We start from the raw sequence: 17,507 nt of genomic DNA, 5'->3' as shown, positions 1-17,507 counted from the left end.
AGAAGTCTGAATCTTTACAAAAAACCTCTTGTAAACCTCTCTCTCCCTCCCCTATCATGGCAGTAGAGGCACCTTATCCCAGTATGCGCATCGTGCCGATGTTCATATAAAAAACTACATACAGGAGGCTCTCCATGTTCAAGAAAACCATGTTGTTTGTCGTTGCCCTAGTCCTTTCCTTCTCGCTGTTCCTGCCGTCCGCGTTTGCCACTCCGCCTGTCACGCCGTCGAAAGCGACGTCCCAGTCCCAGCTGAACGGACTCACGGTGAAAACCGAGGGATCCATGACCGGCTACTCCCGGGACAAGTTCCCCCACTGGAGTAGTCAGGGCGGCGGATGTGATACCCGTCAGGTTGTCCTGAAGCGCGATGCCGATACGTACAGCGGCAACTGCCCGGTGACGTCGGGAAGCTGGTACAGTTACTATGATGGCGTCAAGTTTACCAATCCTTCCGACCTCGATATCGACCATATCGTTCCCCTTGCTGAAGCATGGCGCTCCGGGGCCAGCAGCTGGACCACCGCCCAGCGCGAGGCATTTGCCAATGATCTGAGCGGCTCCCAGCTCATCGCCGTCTCCGCGAGCAGCAACCGTTCCAAGGGTGACCAGGACCCCTCCACCTGGCAGCCGCCCCGTGCCGGTGCAAAATGCGGCTACGCCAAATGGTGGATCAGCACCAAGTCCAAATGGAACCTGAGCCTGCAGTCATCCGAGAAAACCGCCCTTCAGGGGATGCTGAACAGCTGCGTATACTGATAGAATAAAAGAAAAACGGACGATCCTCACCGGGATCGTCCGTTTCAAACAGGAGGCCAAACCATGGAAACCAAATCAACCACGTTCAACGCAAGCCACGGCGTCATGACCGAAGAAGTCGGCGTCATCAGCGGGGAGCTTGAGCTCGTCACCACCTGCGATGAAAATGGCATCCTCTCCCTCAAGATCACCTATGTGGGTGCAGAAGAATGGTACACCCTGCCCGGTGAGGAGTATCGACTGTTTGATGCAAGGGATCATGAGGTGGTTCATGGGATGCTTGTGAAGGTATTGGAAAGAAGTTGAGTTTCTACTAGAGTACGATCAATGACAAAGACGCTTGGAATCTCAAGCGTCTTTGTCTTCTCTATCTCCTACTGAAATAAGGTCCGAGCCAATCGGTTTCATGCGTGAGCACGAACGTCCAACGGAACTGTTTATCTACGACATAGATGTCCCGCCCCACCTCACTTGATAGGTCGATCACATCAAACCCCGATGCATCCTCAAGGAGCAGGGCATCCTCCGTGTCCTGGAAGAAGATGAAACACGAATGTTTCCGCTGATCCCTAAAGGCAACTTCTGCCTTTTCACCTTCTAGACATTTTTTCTTCTTATAGCTGAACAGATGCCACAGGTATCCGCCAAATCCATCTGCATCAAGCAGATAGATCGATTGTTTCTCCTTGTCGCTGAGGTGGCCGGCAAAATGGGTTTCCCATTCTTTCTTCAAGTACGCTCCCCATCCTGGGATGTCCCGTACCTTGATGTTTTTATCTATTAATCGATCAATCATATTCATTGGTACCTCCCAAAACTCCTGAGCACGTTAGAACCTATCACGCTTCTCTTCTGCACTTCCGCTCTTTCAATGAATGAGAATGTGGCATCATGAACGAAATGACCCTCATCCCAGCTAGCTAAGAGCTTGCTCCCCACCGGGAAAATGCTCATTGATAGATCCTTAACGCTTCTTCTAAGAATTCTTTAAACTGTTCTACATACCTTTGGGGTTCCACAATCCTCACCTTATTCCCAAACCCAGCCAGAAACTGATAGGCAAAGTGATTCTCAGGCAGTTCCATCGTAGCTTCATATGTCCTTCCACGAGCGTGCACGACGGACTGCTTTCCAAATCGCTCAATGAACTGGTCTCTGACACTAATATCGATTTCGGCTTTCACCATCATAGACATCATCGGTGGCTGCTCCATGTCAGTTCCTTCAGAAGATTGGGGCCGTGGTGTAAACGAGCCCTTTATCTTGAGATCCGTCATCCTTGTCACCTTGAACGTCCGATGATTCTCACGCTCCATACTGTACCCGGCCACATACCATTTCATCTCATGGAGCTTCAAATGATAAGGCTCCACGGTTCGGTGGCTGATGGCCCCTTTCTGATCCACGTAATCGAATTCAATCAGCCAGTGGTTTTTAATGGCGTCCATCAGAATGGATAGTTCATCCTGCAATCCGCTCCGCCCCACCCTATCAGAAAAGGTCATGAAGAGGGTCGGAGTAAGATCGATATGACTCATCCCCCTGATTTTCCCGATCGTTTGTTGGACCCCTTCATTCGATGACAGCTGACCAAATCCATCGAGAGCCACGACGATATGCTCAATGTCCCTGTGGGTCAACAACCTCTTATCAAATTTATATTCCCCCATCAATCCGTATCCGCCCTCCCGACCGTGCATGGCATAGACCGGGATATTCGCATAGGTCAGGGTGTCCATATCGCGCTGGATCGTTCGCTTCGTGACCCCGAAAAGCCGACTCAGCTCAGTGGCAGATACCCGCTCCCTCTGCAGAAGCAACATCACAATCGAAATCAATCGCTCAATTTTTTGCATAACGCCCTCCCAATGGCGACATACAGTTGTCACCTTTCACTCATTATACTACCGGTAGACCTATAAAGGAGGCAACACACAATGAAATCAATCGTTTATCTTCAATTCAACGGCCAGGCACAAGAAGCACTCACATTTTACGAAAAAGCCCTACAGGGAATAGTCCAACAAGTGACCTTCGGTGCAATCCCTCAAGATCCCCCGTTACCGGCCGAAGAACAAACCATGATCATGGAGTCGCGACTCGACTTCTCTGGAAACACCATCATGATCTCCGATGTTCTTCCGTCCATGCAATCAGTCACTGGGCCCATCACTCGAGGAACCAATGTGATCATCAGCCTGATCGACGGCGATCCTGATCTGAACCAAACGTATTTCGACCATCTGTCTCAAGGAGGAACCATCCTCATGCCCCTCTCGTCCGTTCCGTGGTCATCAAGCTTTGGCATGGTGAAGGACCGCTTCGGCGTGGTATGGAAATTCAACAGTGATGCGAGCACGTTTTTGAACCAGCTGGTTTGATCATCATCCCCCACTCCACTTGTAGTATCACAAGTGGGGTGGTTTTTTTATTTTCACCCGGGTAATATTGACGACACCATTTTACCCGGGTATAATACACTGTAGTAAAGGAGTTGGAAATCATGACAAAAACCTACACCGCATTTTCAGGCGTCAAAAACGTTGCCCGTGGACCATTGGATCAAGTTGTCTCCACCATCAAAGATCAACTAGATAGCAACGATTGGCCCCAGGTCCTCATCTTTGACGATGCCACCGGCAGACAGATCGATGTTGATTATCACGGTCCGATCAATCCAAAGGCAGAATCAGGAGAACAGACGGAAGCAGCCCAGCCACGACGAGTCGGCCGTCCTAAGCTCGGCGTCGTTTCCGGCGAAGTGACCCTCCTCCCCCGTCACTGGGAATGGCTCAAGAGTCAGCCCGGCGGCGCATCGGTCACACTGCGGAAGCTCGTAGAAGACGCCCGACGCGGAGGAACCCAGCAGGCTAAAGCATCCCAGGAGGCTACCTACCACTTCATGACCTCCATGGCCGGGAACTTCCCTCATTACGAAGAAGCGCTGCGCGAGCTCTATGCAGGGAATCAGTCGGCGTTTCACCAGCATATAGAGGATTGGGCCGTTGATGTGAAGAAGTATATGAAAGTGCTCTCCAGTACAGCATTCACTGAGGAGTGATTCACATTTGGAGGTACTCATATGAACAGACCATTCACCCTGGACTGCGGCAATATCCTGTTAAGAGAATTTCAACCATCGGACGCAGATGCCATCTACCACTTGACGTCCCAGCCGGAGGTCTATGAATTCCTGCCCGACTGGCGTTCCACAAGAGAGCAACGCCTGGACTGGCTGACGAATTACGAAGTCCCCGATAACCAGGCATTCCTCTCCTCCCTCCCCACCATCGGTAACGGGTGGCTCAAGCTTGGAATCATTGAAAAAGAGACGGGTGCCTTCATCGGCTTCTGCAATACAGGGATCAAGGAGGAACTCCCTGAACCCAACAGGGAAATTGCCTTTGCCATCTCCAAGGATCACCGGAATAAAGGCTACACGATCACGGCCGTAAAAGGACTCATCGCCTTCCTGGTACCGATGTGAAGCAGTTGAATGCGGTAGTCCTGCCCCGGAATCATGCTTCGAGAAGGGTCATTGAGAAAAGTGGCTTCAGGTTTAATGGAAACGTGGAGATTGATGGCGAGATGCATGGTCATTATACAATGGCTACTTAATACAGCAGGTAACCCCTAATCAGAATAATGAAAGCAAAGGGTTGGAGGAAAATGAATAAGGGTGTTAGTGCCATACTTACGTTAATTGGAGTTTGCATAATGGCTTTTATTGTACTCAACCTACTTGATGAAAAGACGCTGAAACTGGAATCCAGCCCTGAACAGGTTTCAGACGAAGATGGGATCCAAACATATGAGTTATGGTTAAACCCATTGAAAAGGGTGACCACACGATCCATTTTGGTTTGATTCAGGACATCGGGTATGCCTTTGGGGCAGTGGATGATAACGGGAAGGAATCGTATCCTGAAAACACCGTTAAGGCCGAGATCCCGAATCGAGAAAAGGGTGAGACCATCACCCTCAACCATCAGCATGAACTGATTTATCCCATTAAAATTAATACCAATCTGTTAGAGCCTGTCGTGTATGACTTGAATGTATCCTTTTCAGGAGCTGAAAACGTTGAAGTCAGTGACCAGGCGATCAGTATTAACACTCCATAACACAAAACACCCCCCCTCTCTTTTAATCGACACCATATTCGTGATGGAAACAATAAGAAGCAAGCTGCCAGCTAAGGAGCTTGCTTTTGTCTTTCTACTAGAAGGCAGTAGATACAAAACAGAGCTGGTCATTGACCAGCTCCCTCACTTAGATTGATTACTTTAATCTGTCCATTATCACAGCTGTAGGGAAGTAATCTTGACCGAATTCGTTCGTTTCCTTCTCGTTTCGGTCCATCGTAATCGACCCAATATCAGTATATGTAATCGTTAAACGATCCCAATCACTATAGCCAAGTAATTCATCCGAGGCCTGACTATATCGGGTTACAGCAAAATCTTCATCCGATAGAAGATCACTGGGGCCGAGTTTTATAGCCACATCGACTTTTCCTTTATCAACGGAAACATCACCTAGTTCATCTCCCTCCCCCATTGCCGTTTCCTTTAGAAAATCCCTTAACTCATCTTCTTTAAGAGAAGTAATGGATGGAAGCTCTTCTGGCTCTGTCACTTTATCACTCTCAACATCTTTTTTTGTAACCTCTTCAGTTGTTTCTTTTTTTGGTACTTTCTCTGCACTTGTTTTATCATCCGTTGAAGTAGAAGAACTACATGCGGATAATAATAGTGCCATTGCCGAAATAAACACGAATTTTTTCATATGACTCTAACCCCTTCCTACTTCAAAGAAGTATAGTAGAATACTATACTATTAGCAACCAATAAACCCATATTCAGGATGAATCATTTCAAAGAGTTTAATCTATGAGTTCACCCACCCATACCGTTCCTGTAAATAGCTTCTTTTTAAATACATTTGCCTACTGCTTCTTCAGTTCTTCCATTGGAATCACCTTTAACCACTTCGTTACTCTGCACAATCTCCACTTGCTCCACCTTAGGATGTTAAAAGGGCCTCTACCGACCCAAACTGATAAGCCAGCACCTCTCAATTCAATGCGTACAACTTCTTGCTACAGATTCTCTGTATTAATCGCCATGAATCGTTCTACAAAAAAGAGAAGCATCTCTTACACCGACAGATGTATGATTTGCTTCTCTTTGTCTACTATATTTTTAATTCAATGCCATCTAATAGAATCTGCCACTCCACCGAACTGCTCAAGGACAGAGTAGCCGCCCACTTTCCTTCCACACCTTCTTAAAGTTCAAATGGAAGAGGAGCGCAAGGGGGATGTTGAAGATCCACACCAACCAAAGTGAAAACAAGACCTGATGTGCGACTGCATCCTCCATTTGTTTTCCCGAATAAAGTTGTGCTAGCGGTTGGGCAGCTTGCTTTATTGAACACTCCCAAAGATAACTGTCCCAACTCTCTTCACATGCTTTCTAGTCAGTAGTAGTCCGCGGACCAAGCAGCTGCCATCACATAAACCCAGCAAACCACAACCCAAGCGTCGTCCCAACATAATTCCCGATGATATACCCCAGGGTACCGACCACAAGGATCGGCCCTATCAAATCCTTCCATCCCTTCGCAATGGCCATGGCGGCAGCCGTTGTCGGGCCTCCGACGTTGGCGTTGCTGGCGAGGAGGATTTCTTCAAGGTCATATTTCAGTAGCTTCCCTGCACCGAGTGAAATACCCAGATTTAGAATGACGATGATCAGCACGAACACAAGAAGCAGCGGTGCATTCTGAATGATCAACGGAATCGATGCCGGTATGCCGATCACGACAAAGAACAGGTAAATGAGGAACGTCCCGATCTCCTGGCTGCCGTTGATCGATTCGAAGTACTTCGGAAACAGGGCCAGTGCCAGGAAGGTCAATGTCGTGAGCATGAGGTACTTATCCCCGAACAGCCCGTTCATCAGATTCAGGAAGAAGGACGCATCCTCCCCGGACGGGATGAGTCCGGCAAATAGTTCAGCGATCTTGAATGACACCATAACAAGCAGGAAGGCGGTTCCGACCGACAGGGCTATATCCTTGAGGGACATTTCCTTCCGCGACCAGAATCCTTCGGCAAGCGTCTTCCCGTCTTCCTTCATGCCCCCGTTCTCCACCTTTTCCACATGGGGTGCATGGAATCGTTTCCTGAAGAAGCCCATGGTCGGAATCGTCATCAGCACGATGAAGTAGATGGCCATCATCAGATTATCCGCCACCACCGCAGATGACACCATCTCTCCCGGCGGTGCGAACTTCGCGGCCATGGCGGCAAAGTTCACCCCTCCCCCGACATACGAGGCACTGAGCATCGCACCGAGCTTATCAAGGTAGGGAATGTGATCCTTCAACAAGAAGAAACTGATGATCGTCCCCGCCACCGTCCCGACGGAACTGATCAAGAACAGAATAAGCAGCCGTCCGCTCTCCTTCCACACCTTCTTAAAGTTCACATGGAAAAGCAGCAGCGGAATCGCAAGGGGAATGATGAACGTCCACACGGCATCATACACCGGTGACTCCGTCGGGATCACCCCCGTATTCGATAGAATGATCGCCCCCACCAGGGCAATGATGGCTCCCGATATCTTCGCCGCCCAGCTATAGCGCTGTTCGAGGAAGATGCTGACGGAAGCCCATACGACGATGATCCCCCACAGGGTTATGTAATCGTCTGGTTGAATGAGAGCTTGGTTCATGGGGTTGCCTCCTTTTTGTAATCTATATTCTATCGTACCCATTTCATAGAGAATTTTCAAAATATTATTCCTTCTTGAAGGCACTACCCCTTCTTCAAGCAAAACCTCTTTTCCAGATAGTGTATACTATACGTAGATTCAGTTAACAGGAGGAATAGAAATGTCCATTGCGCCCTACTCAACGTTCAACCACTATAAAGCAACCATTCAATCATTACCTTCACCAACACAAGAAGCCCTATTGGATGAATCATTCCTGCTGGAAAAAGACCCAAAGAAAAAACTCGAAATCTACTATGCTCCATTCGAGCATCTAAATACCAATGCAAAGGTCGTCATCGTCGGGATCACCCCCGGCCTCCACCAGATGAAAAAATCGTTCGAGACGGTGTGGAACCTGAGAGAATCAACCCTCACAGATGACGAGATCCTTCACGAGGTCAAAAAGAACTCAAGCTTCGAAGGGCCCATGAGGAAGAACCTCATCACCATGCTCGATGAACTCAACCTCCCCGCTCACTTGGGGATCACTAGCACCAGCGAGTTATTCGGATCACACAGCCACCTGGTCCAAACCACCTCCGTCCTTCCCTATCCGGTCTTCTATAATGGAAAGAACTACAGTGGATCCACACCGAACATAGTGAAAACAGATCTGCTGCGCGACTACATCCTTCAATCGTTCCCTAAAGAAATGGAACATATGGACAATCCGCTGATCGTTCCTCTCGGGGTGAATGTCTCAAAGGCCCTTGCCTATCTATCGCAACAAGGTCTGATCAACGCCGCGTGCATCTTGAACGGCTTCCCCCATCCTTCTGGAGGGAACGGGCATCGACATCGGCACTTTGCTGAGAATAAGGAGAAGATGATGGAAAAGTTGAAGAATTACTTCAAGGGGATTGCAACGGAATGATCTGTTTATGACCAAACAGCGCTCTGTTAAGTAGGGGGATATGATAGTGCCATCTATAAAAGAAAAGGCAGAAGCATGGCTGATTCAAAACAGAAAAACTCTTCGCTTATATAGAGATTCAACTATATATTTTCCGCTGGTCGGATTTGCGGATGATCCCAAAATGTATATATCTCTATCAAACCAGGAATTAGAGATCGGCTACATAAAAGATATCTGGTATTCACCCTGTAGCCCTGAACCAACAAAATACAAAAAACACGTTATGCACATGACTGATCATCTTTCCGTAGAAGATCAAACAGAACAAATCCTCGGTTTACTTTTAAAAACCATCCAATCAAGAAAACGCCAATATCGATCATGCCAATACTGTGGGAAAAAGGTAAACCCCGAACACCGTTATGATAAAGATACTTGTCATGGATGTGCGACTTATCATCATGGGGTAAAGTATTGAGTAGACATAACTCATGACCATGCGGATGATTGATTCGCGTCGAGGAGATTTATTTCAACTTGAAAAGGATGCCCCTAAAAGTGGATGGAATAGAAAGACAAAATAAAGCAAGCTGAACATTTGCCCAGCTTGCTTTATTCAGGAAAATTGTAAAAATTAATCAAATACACCTCTTGTAAAGTGGAGTGAATGTGAAACTAGCGGTAAATCTAACAACCAATTACTCTCTTTACCTTTTTTACCTCTAATAAGATAGCCTATCAAGACTCTGAATAACCAAAGTAAAGTCACTTTCTTGTTGTTCTAGTATTGTAAGAGCTTCAAATATATTCTTTCCCATAAAAGTTCCTTTATGTACACCTTTCAAGCCTTTAAAATGGAGTATTCCCATTGCTTGATAACCACAACTTTCATTCGGATTTAAGTCCAACACATGCTCATCAATCCAGCGATGGCTTTCCGAATTTATATAAAAATTCTAAACCATAAGTCATGTTATTGTAAACATTTTACCTTTTATAGTAAAATTATCAATATCATATTATCCTAAGGAGATTATAATGATTCTGTATGAAACAATAGATGAATTAATGGAAAAGGCATACGCAGCTGAAGGAAAGACCTTCGGAGAAATTGATGGCACCGGAAGAATCAAGAACCTCCGATCGAAAGGGACCTTGGGAAATATCATAGAGGAAAGTTATTTCGGTTATGAGATTAATTCAGTTTCCAAACCTGATTTCGAAAACCTCGGTGTGGAATTAAAAGTGACACCATTCAAATTGAATAAAAACCAAACATACTCATCAAAAGAAAGATTGGTATTAAACATCATTGATTATATGAAGGAACATGATTTGACCTTTAAAGAATCCTCCTTCATGTCCAAGGCAGCAAAAATGTTGATCATGTTGTATCAACACGTACCCGAGGTACCCATAAGTGATTTTCGGATAGTCAAATCTTTCTTGAATGAATTCTCGGAAGAAGACCTTGCAGTCATGGAACGGGATTGGGAAATCATCGTATCAAAAATTAAATCCGGGGAAGCACATCTTATCTCGGAAGCCGATACAATGTACCTTTCTGCATGTACAAAGGGAGCGAATAAATCAAGTGTCCGGGAACAACCATTCTCACCAATAAAAGCAAAACAAAGAGCATTTTCACTCAAGACCTCGTACATGACGAATTTAATCAGAAAATACCTCACACCTGAACATATGGAATCCTTCTCTATGCCAGGGGAACTCAAAACAAAGACCGTTGATCAAATACTGGAAGAGAGATTGAGCCCCCACTATGGGAAAAAAATCGATGTACTATGTGACGAGGTCGGCATTAAGTACAATCCCAATAACAAATCAATGATTCCCCATCTCATGGCAAAGTTACTTGATGTCAAAAAGAATGATATTGGCGAAATAGAAGAGTTCTCAAAAGCCAATATTAAATTCAAGACTATCGGTAGGGAACCCGGCGGGAATATCCGTGAGCATATGTCCTTCACCCATGTTGATTTTGACACATTGTTGAGTGAAGAATGGGAAGAAAGCGAACTCTACAGAATCTTCTCGGAGCAAAAGTATCTATTTTTGATTTTCAGATTCGAGGAAGAATATAAAAAAGGGGTAAAGCGAATCCCTTATTTCGAGGGAATCAAATTGTGGAATATGCCACAAGAAAAAATTGATGGTGAATTATATGCAACATGGTCTGAAACCAAAAAGATTGTAAAAGAAGGGGTAAAATTAAATAAAGCTGGTAATCGAGTCAATAACAACTTGCCGGGCTCCTCTTTCAACAACTTCTGCCACATCCGTTCTAAAGCAAGGGATGGCAAGGATAAGATATTGTTGCCCGATGGCCAAAAAATCACTAAGCAAGCTTATTGGCTGGATAGACATTACATCGAAAGGATATTGAATGAATGATTCTACGTCACAAGATAAATCTTGTGACTTTTTCCATTGTCGGAAGTTCTCTATAAAGTTCTGATGTTTAATACTTCCAGAAGCAAGGAAATATAACATCAACGAGACTTTATAAAGGAGCTTATTAAAATGAAGAATCCTAAAACAACCGAAGAGCGTAGCAGAATGATGGGTAAAATCAGGGCCGTGTCCAAACTGGAGACATTGGTCACCAATGAGCTTTGGGGGCGCGGTTATAGATTCAGAAGGAACGTCCGCTCGTTGAAAGGGACACCGGACATAGCCATCAAAAAATATAAGGTGGTCGTATTCATCGATTCATGTTTTTGGCATCTATGTCCCGTACATGGTAAAATCCCCAAGACCCATGTGGAGTTCTGGACTGAAAAGCTGACCAGGAATCAGGAACGTGATAGAGAAGTGAATGAATTTTATGAAGAAAAGGAATGGAACATCCTACGTATCTGGGAGCATGAAATCCGGGGGGACTTCGAGGGGGCCATACAAAAAATGACCCACTTCATTGACAAGGCAAAACATAAATAAGGACTTCCTCACTGTCTATCAAGGAAGTCCTTATTATTATTTGGAATCTGTTTCAGAAAACACCAAGTTCAATTCAACTTGATTCCCTTGAATATTTTCCTTTTCAATTTCAGATATACGTTTACCCATCCGTTCAATAAGTCCGACCACCAGAGCGTTCCCCATACAAAAATATCTCATTCTGTCAGTCATGCCTTCCGTCCAATTATCTGGAAAACCGTTCAACCTCTCGCATTCGACCGGTGTAAGGATGCGCAGACGCTTTGTCTCGGGATCCTCGACCACGTGTGAACTTCTATTCACTGTCCCCTCACTGGTGAGCATGGTCCGACCGGGCTTGTCCAATGGCTCAGGGAAAGCCATGCCGCCTTCAGAGAATGTATATTGATGGCCTGTGGCAGAGGTCCTCTCGATTTTCTTGGGACCTTTCAAATATCTGAATTTCTCAATGGAAGCATCCGACAGATAGAATCTTTCATCGACATCGGATTGAAGTACGTGCATAAGAGGAATCGGTTTATGATTGATCGGTGTGACTTCCTCAGTATAAACCAGGCTACCCCTCATGATCCCTGCGTTCAAATAATTCATGGAAAATTCATCTGAAATCTCCAACAAATCCTCTTTCATGATGAATGAATGAGGTTTTTTCTTTTCAGAAATCCCCTCCGAGACCGGGAATGCCTTCGCGAAAAAGCCTTCTTCGTGTATCATATTGTACTCATCCACGCCATCCCTGTTAATCACATAAGGTGTATCATCTTTGGTGGCAAAGATGAATACCCTTCTCCGTCTTTGGGCCAGTCCATACTCCGCAGCGTTGATGACCCTCCATTCCACTGAATACCCCAGTTCCCTGAAGCTTGCCAACATGATGGAAAAGTCACGCCCACGTTGCTTTGATGGTGATTTCAATAACCTGTCCACATTTTCAAGTAATACATATCTTGGCTCTGTTTCTTTCATTAATCGGATGATTTCCCAAAATAGGACACCTTTCTTCCCTTGAAGTCCTTTTTCTCCGTGAAGGCTTCTTGCAACGGAATAATCCTGACATGGGAATCCACCAACAATCATATCGATATCCTGACCCTTAAAGGTTTCACCGTCTACTTTACTTATATCTTCATTGGAATGAATTCCTTGTCCCTCAAATCTACGGGAATAACAATCAAAGGCATGCTGAGCTTTTTTTGATGGTTCCCATTGGTTACCCCATATAATGTCAAATCCTCCAGCGGCTTCCAGACCAATCCGAAATCCCCCTACTCCTGCAAATAATTCTATTACGTTTATCATTACCGAACATCCTTTCGGTTTTTTAAAAATTATATAATAAAAGTTCCTCGAGATCAATGATTTTTTAAAAAATACTATAATTTTTAATCTCCATCAATCTTTAATTATAACAGAATTAGTCTGCATTTATAGCATATTTAACTTATAAGAAACAGGGATTTTCTTCTTGAATATTTAAACAATAACCATTATATTTATATTTAACCAAAATTTTCATAATTTAAATTTGGTATATTGATTTACTGTTAATTTTTTCTATCATTACTTCATGGAGGTGAACAACTATAGTTAAAAAACCAGAATGGACCAAAATAAGAGTAGTTCAAAATGAAAAAAAGCTCACCTATGAGATAATTGGCTTCAGGGACAAAAAATCTTATGGAGAAATTCATGTCACCAATAGCGATTCAAAAACATACATTTATCAAGGTATTGGATTCAAGAACGTCATGCAAAATGTAAAGAAAGGAAGCTGCCAGAATTGAATTACAGCTTCCTTTCTTTATAGTAGATGTACTTACGTTTAGAGTTTTAGCAATAGTTAAATTAATCACATAAAGCACTTGTTCCATATTTTAATTTGTTACAAATGAATTTCTATTGAAACTAAGTATTAATTTATCTATTTCACACTCTTCCAGCCTTTGCTTTTTATTATAATTCTCTTCTAAAAGGAAATTAACAAATTCATCCTTTAAATCATATATATATTTAAAAACCAGATAAATGAATTCATTAGGATAAAATATACCCTCTAAAGGAATTCGGAATTCAGAAAACTCCTTTTCGTATTCTGTGTGAAAAATCCCATAATGCATATGAACATCTGTATGAACTATGTTTTTTTTACCAGTTAAATCAAAATCAATTCTTAAATAATTGTTGGTATTTTGTAAGATTATCAAACGGTTTTCTAGTGTTAGTTCATCAGATAAGGCAATTTCCAAATCTAAAGAAGGTATAAATGAAAGGCTATGTTTCTTAATGTTGTTCTTATCATCAAATAAATAGTGGAAAGAAATTATTGATTCATCATTAATTAGAATATTATATTTTTTCTCCTCTAACAGTTCCTTATAAACATCCGGGTAAGTATTTTGAGTAAGTTTATTAGTTCTTTCTCCAATTTCAAATTCATTAATATTAAATATATTTACGTCATTTATACTTGGTATTCTTTCTTGTACCAAGTATAAATTCATTATTTGCCTACATACAACTTCATATTCATTATTTATTTTTTCCATCACTCTTCATCACCAATATTTTTCAACATATCCAGTAATAATTTTTTCGCTAATTCTGGATTGGTTTTATTTAACTCGCTTATATTATCCGCAACTTTCTTCATTTTGAACTCGTTAATTGATTCAAGCTCACCGTATGTTTTTATCTTTTGTAGCTGCTCTTCTGTAGGGTAAGTAAATTTTAAAATATAATTATCGTCAGAAATCTGTTTAATTTCTCTCTGATAACCAGCTATTTGTTTTAAGCCCATTAACCAAACAGCATACCTAGCTCTTGTCATTGCTGTGAAAATCTTATTTCGAGAGATACTTTTTACAATTTCTAATGAGTCACTGTTAACAATAAAAACTAAATTTGCTTCATTTCCTTTAGCTCTATATATAGTAGTATAGGGAATTGCATTCTTTACTTTAATCCTAGTTGGATTGTCTTTGTTCACAAGATTAATGGATGCTGATAATTTATCAGTTCCTTCTTCAAAAAGTTGATTTTCCCTAGCAAGTTTATTAAAAATCATCCTAAAAATCCCATGGTTATTTGAAAGTTTATATGATAAGTCAATAATTAAAATATCCTCGGGCATAATATCCTGATTTTTAAGTAAGTCTATTATGATTAATGCTAATTTTTCATACTGAGAATTTTCATTTTCAAATGCCAGAGTGTTTATTATCCCAGACTCATTTAACTTTTCCTCATTTCTTGCTAACTCTACATATTCTCCATATTCTAATTGCCCACTTACTTGTTCATATCCTATGTCTAACCAAACTTCTTTATTACGCAGCATATTTACAAAAGGAAGCTCTCCTTCATTTACTTCCCTATTTATCCCAAGCCCCAAAGCATGTGCTGTTGTTAAAATTTCAACCGGAGCTCTATAGCTAGTTTTTAAGTTTATATCTATACACTCTTCGTCCTTGAAAATCTCATTTTTAGTAGGAATGGAATTTTCCTCACTTAAAGACTGAAGTTCATCGTATGCATATATAAGTTTTCCGCTATTTTTCAAACTCCTTCTTACTAATTCAAAGAAATTTATTTTAAAGTCTTGTGCTTCGTCAACAAAAACAAAGTCATATAACCCTAACCTACTAGAAGTATCCATGTTTTCTAATAGTTCCTTGCATACATACTCATAAGGGTTTTCACTTTTACTTCTTGCCTCACTATAATTTTTGGGAGGGTGGCCGACTTTCTGTGAAACCTCATAATAAAATCCTTTTTTTCCTACACCACCCCAGCTGTGAAAAATATCAACATTATTTAAATTGGGTTCACCATATCTATCATAATCTTTATAATACTTCTTAAACAAATTTAGAATTGTCTGTTTTAAGGAGATTGTATAAAATATAAAAGCAATTTTTTTATGTGGATACTTAAAATGTAGATACGCCATTTTCTTCACTAACAAAATGGTTTTCCCACTTCCGGCCAACCCACGGATTCTCAAATTTTTATCATCATATGAATGGATCATGTTAAATTGTTCTTCATCGAATGTCCCAATATATGTATTTCTGTCCTTGATTTTCGCACCTAAAGAGTCATGAGTCCTAACCTCACGTTTATCTTCTTTGGATAGACCATATGCTGTTTGAATAGCTCTATTTGCTTGTGTCTTTAATTCTGTACTGAATATATCATCTAGGCTTTCATATGATGTCAATACATTTTCAGGTGAGTTTAAATCAATTTCAATAATAAAATTAAATTTCCTTATACTGCTAAACAACTCCATATCTTGAGATATTAACTGGTATATCCTAGATACAAAAACGTTCTGCTCTTCTGAATTTTCATATAATACAAAGATACCTTTATCACTGATTATTATCCCTTTTACATAGTCTTTCTTTTCTTTTTCATCAATTACAGGATAACCATAATACATGGAATATACTATACCCGCAGAATCTAACAGTTCCATTACATGATTAATTTTTTTTTCTGTCGCACTACTTAAATCTTGAAAGCTACCAAATTTTTGAGATTTCGTTTCATTTGTCAACAAATTTCATCTCCTTACCAAAAATTGTGTTACTTATATAAATTCAATAAATTCGTGATTTTTTGCGAGTATAATGCCTCAACCTTGTTAATGTTAAAGTTTTTAAATACTAAACTTGTTGAGTAAATCATTGTTAGATTTAATTGTATGCTTTCTTTTCTTAAAATTATATCTCAGAGAAGTGTGTTGAATATTATTGAATCCCGGCATCCTTTTGCAATAAGACCATAAGACATTCCACTGAATCCAGCAAAGACATTCCTATATATTTTCTTACACTGAATTAGGTTAAAACTAAATTAGAATACTTGAAGCTTACAAAGCTTCTCTGCAGGACTTAAAAATATTCGTTTTATTTTTTACTCCTTAGTTTTCAACCATCTGGAAAAACCTAGACCCTTGAGTCCAGTATTAGTATGTATGGCTCCTTCTTTATAGTCATCATTTAATATTTAAAAATGCTTTTTTTGTAATTATCTTTTTATCTTCTTCAAATTCCAGTATATGAATTTTCCTATGGCAATTTGGACAAAGTGCCACAACATTATCTATGGTATCGGTTCCCCCTTTTGACAAATATTCAATATGATGTACTTCTAAAAAAGGGTTACCATATCTATCTTTAAACGGTGCTTCTTTACCACATAACTGACAAATACCATTTGCATTTCTCCTCGCGAATTCTTTTATATACACACTCCTATCATTTACTTTATTTTGGACTATTTTTTCAATTACAGTATTGGATTCTTTTTTCAAAATGCTCTTCTTTAGTAGATTCAATGGAATACTTTCAAAATAACTTTGTTTTAATTTATGAAAATCTTGATATATTTCTTGGAAGTGATTGTGATGGCCTAATTGTATAATATTTTCTTTCCATGCTAACTGGTTATTCTTAATAAGCCAAATCGAATCAAATTTATCAGCCCAACTCTCCTCCAGTTTTATGCCATACTCCCTGGCTTCCTTTACTATGTTTAGTGCTTGTACTTGTGATTTTGATAGTAATATTTGATGTGTAAACAAAGTGGTAAATCTTCTTCTCCGATTTCTTTGTGTTTGTAAAATTTTATTCTTTAATAAAACAAGATCATCATATTCCTCGATAAAATGAATAAATGCTCCGTTAAAAAATCCAAAAGGTGGATTAAAGTCGTTTTCTTTCAATTTATTATAAAACATTTTCACTTCTACATAATTCCCCAAATAATACAGCATCATGTTAAGTTCATTTCTATCTGGCGTCCTTCTAGCGGACTTTAACAAATCTAAGTACAAGAGAATTTCAGATAAATCCATTGGAGTGATCATCGTCTCCCCTCCTACTAATATTTTTTAAAAATACCATGTTAACCCATTATATCAAGTGTGTAAAAAATAGAATAGAATTATTGCAACTTAGAACAACCCGTTGTTGGGAAAGGTGTATTTAAATTTGCATATGTCTTCCTAAACCCGTGAGAAATCACGGAAATTTTGTCTTCAGCCTTCAAAACTACGGTTCTACGTTCACTAGTATTACAAACATTGACTTATGGTAATCAACAAACCTTATGATTCCCAAAACAGAGCACCTTTTTTTATAATCT

At 41.1% G+C, this 17,507-nt stretch carries 18 protein-coding genes; 10 read left to right on the top strand and 8 right to left on the bottom strand.

From position 1 onward, the window contains the following. Positions 1-134 precede the first annotated feature (134 nt). Together K6T23_RS04815 and K6T23_RS04810 are read left to right on the top strand one after the other, a co-directional pair. Positions 135-758, top strand: a complete 624-nt coding sequence (locus K6T23_RS04815; protein ID WP_238283746.1) for an HNH endonuclease family protein — start codon at positions 135-137, stop codon at positions 756-758. Positions 759-821: 63 nt separating this feature from the next. Further along, on the top strand, positions 822-1,064 hold the full coding sequence (locus K6T23_RS04810) for a hypothetical protein (RefSeq protein WP_238283745.1): 243 nt from the start codon (positions 822-824) through the stop codon (positions 1,062-1,064). A 61-nt stretch (positions 1,065-1,125) separates the two neighbouring features. Here K6T23_RS04810 and K6T23_RS04805 read toward each other — a convergent pair whose 3' ends face one another. Together K6T23_RS04805 and K6T23_RS04800 are read right to left on the bottom strand one after the other, a co-directional pair. Further along, positions 1,126-1,560 carry a DUF4275 family protein gene (locus K6T23_RS04805; protein ID WP_238283744.1) on the bottom strand — a complete coding sequence of 145 codons (435 nt, stop codon included), beginning with the start codon at positions 1,558-1,560 and terminating at the stop codon, positions 1,126-1,128. Between the two features lie 148 nt (positions 1,561-1,708). Further along, positions 1,709-2,614: a helix-turn-helix transcriptional regulator gene (locus tag K6T23_RS04800; protein WP_238283743.1), complete on the bottom strand. Its 906-nt coding sequence runs from the start codon at positions 2,612-2,614 to the stop codon at positions 1,709-1,711. Between the two features lie 81 nt (positions 2,615-2,695). Here K6T23_RS04800 and K6T23_RS04795 point away from each other — a divergent pair, with 81 nt between their 5' ends. The 4 genes from K6T23_RS04795 to K6T23_RS04780 all read left to right on the top strand — a co-directional run bounded on the left by K6T23_RS04795 (position 2,696) and on the right by K6T23_RS04780 (position 4,882). Beyond that, positions 2,696-3,139 (top strand): VOC family protein, encoded by a 444-nt coding sequence (locus tag K6T23_RS04795; protein ID WP_238283742.1) that lies wholly within the window; start codon positions 2,696-2,698, stop codon positions 3,137-3,139. A 122-nt stretch (positions 3,140-3,261) separates the two neighbouring features. Further along, a complete protein-coding gene (locus K6T23_RS04790; RefSeq protein ID WP_238283741.1) occupies positions 3,262-3,819 on the top strand; it encodes a DUF2239 family protein in 558 nt (185 codons plus the stop codon). A 21-nt stretch (positions 3,820-3,840) separates the two neighbouring features. Next, positions 3,841-4,245 (top strand): GNAT family N-acetyltransferase, encoded by a 405-nt coding sequence (locus K6T23_RS04785; RefSeq protein ID WP_337946929.1) that lies wholly within the window; start codon positions 3,841-3,843, stop codon positions 4,243-4,245. 331 nt (positions 4,246-4,576) lie between these two features. Then, positions 4,577-4,882, top strand: coding sequence for a hypothetical protein (locus K6T23_RS04780; RefSeq protein ID WP_238283740.1), 306 nt, complete (start codon positions 4,577-4,579; stop codon positions 4,880-4,882). Between the two features lie 157 nt (positions 4,883-5,039). On the opposite strand, the gene K6T23_RS04775 is transcribed toward K6T23_RS04780, so the two are convergent. After that, on the bottom strand, positions 5,040-5,546 hold the full coding sequence (locus K6T23_RS04775) for a hypothetical protein (RefSeq protein WP_238283739.1): 507 nt from the start codon (positions 5,544-5,546) through the stop codon (positions 5,040-5,042). Positions 5,547-6,271: 725 nt separating this feature from the next. After that, on the bottom strand, positions 6,272-7,498 hold the full coding sequence (locus K6T23_RS04770; protein WP_238283738.1) for a DUF819 family protein: 1,227 nt from the start codon (positions 7,496-7,498) through the stop codon (positions 6,272-6,274). Positions 7,499-7,658: 160 nt separating this feature from the next. On the opposite strand from K6T23_RS04770, the gene K6T23_RS04765 reads away from it, so the two are divergent. From K6T23_RS04765 to K6T23_RS04750, 4 genes are all read left to right on the top strand, one after another. After that, complete coding sequence (locus K6T23_RS04765; protein WP_238283737.1) at positions 7,659-8,414, top strand: uracil-DNA glycosylase family protein; 756 nt, start codon at positions 7,659-7,661, stop codon at positions 8,412-8,414. Between the two features lie 46 nt (positions 8,415-8,460). Beyond that, the gene (locus tag K6T23_RS04760; RefSeq protein ID WP_238283736.1) at positions 8,461-8,874 is read left to right on the top strand and encodes a hypothetical protein; all 414 of its coding nucleotides are present in this window, start codon (positions 8,461-8,463) and stop codon (positions 8,872-8,874) included. A gap of 560 nt (positions 8,875-9,434) precedes the next feature. Further along, positions 9,435-10,808: a Sau3AI family type II restriction endonuclease gene (locus K6T23_RS04755; RefSeq protein WP_285813517.1), complete on the top strand. Its 1,374-nt coding sequence runs from the start codon at positions 9,435-9,437 to the stop codon at positions 10,806-10,808. 129 nt (positions 10,809-10,937) lie between these two features. After that, positions 10,938-11,354 (top strand): very short patch repair endonuclease, encoded by a 417-nt coding sequence (locus K6T23_RS04750; protein ID WP_238283735.1) that lies wholly within the window; start codon positions 10,938-10,940, stop codon positions 11,352-11,354. 36 nt (positions 11,355-11,390) lie between these two features. On the opposite strand, the gene dcm is transcribed toward K6T23_RS04750, so the two are convergent. The 4 genes from dcm to K6T23_RS04730 all read right to left on the bottom strand — a co-directional run bounded on the left by dcm (position 11,391) and on the right by K6T23_RS04730 (position 17,229). Next, the gene (gene dcm / locus K6T23_RS04745; protein ID WP_238283734.1) at positions 11,391-12,653 is read right to left on the bottom strand and encodes a DNA (cytosine-5-)-methyltransferase; all 1,263 of its coding nucleotides are present in this window, start codon (positions 12,651-12,653) and stop codon (positions 11,391-11,393) included. A 575-nt stretch (positions 12,654-13,228) separates the two neighbouring features. Continuing rightward, positions 13,229-13,900, bottom strand: coding sequence for a DUF2290 domain-containing protein (locus K6T23_RS04740; RefSeq protein WP_238283733.1), 672 nt, complete (start codon positions 13,898-13,900; stop codon positions 13,229-13,231). Further along, positions 13,900-15,915 carry a DEAD/DEAH box helicase gene (locus tag K6T23_RS04735; RefSeq protein ID WP_238283732.1) on the bottom strand — a complete coding sequence of 672 codons (2,016 nt, stop codon included), beginning with the start codon at positions 15,913-15,915 and terminating at the stop codon, positions 13,900-13,902. The genes K6T23_RS04740 and K6T23_RS04735 overlap by 1 nt, the downstream gene beginning before the upstream one ends. A gap of 441 nt (positions 15,916-16,356) precedes the next feature. Further along, the gene (locus K6T23_RS04730; protein ID WP_238283731.1) at positions 16,357-17,229 is read right to left on the bottom strand and encodes an HNH endonuclease; all 873 of its coding nucleotides are present in this window, start codon (positions 17,227-17,229) and stop codon (positions 16,357-16,359) included. Positions 17,230-17,507 lie beyond the last annotated feature (278 nt).

Origin of the sequence: Rossellomorea marisflavi (assembly GCF_022170785.1) — a bacterium.
GTDB classification, from domain to species: Bacteria; Bacillota; Bacilli; order Bacillales; family Bacillaceae_B; genus Rossellomorea; species Rossellomorea marisflavi_B.
The sequence above is the reverse complement of the archived record's forward strand: the minus strand, read 5'-3'. Positions and strand labels throughout refer to the sequence as shown.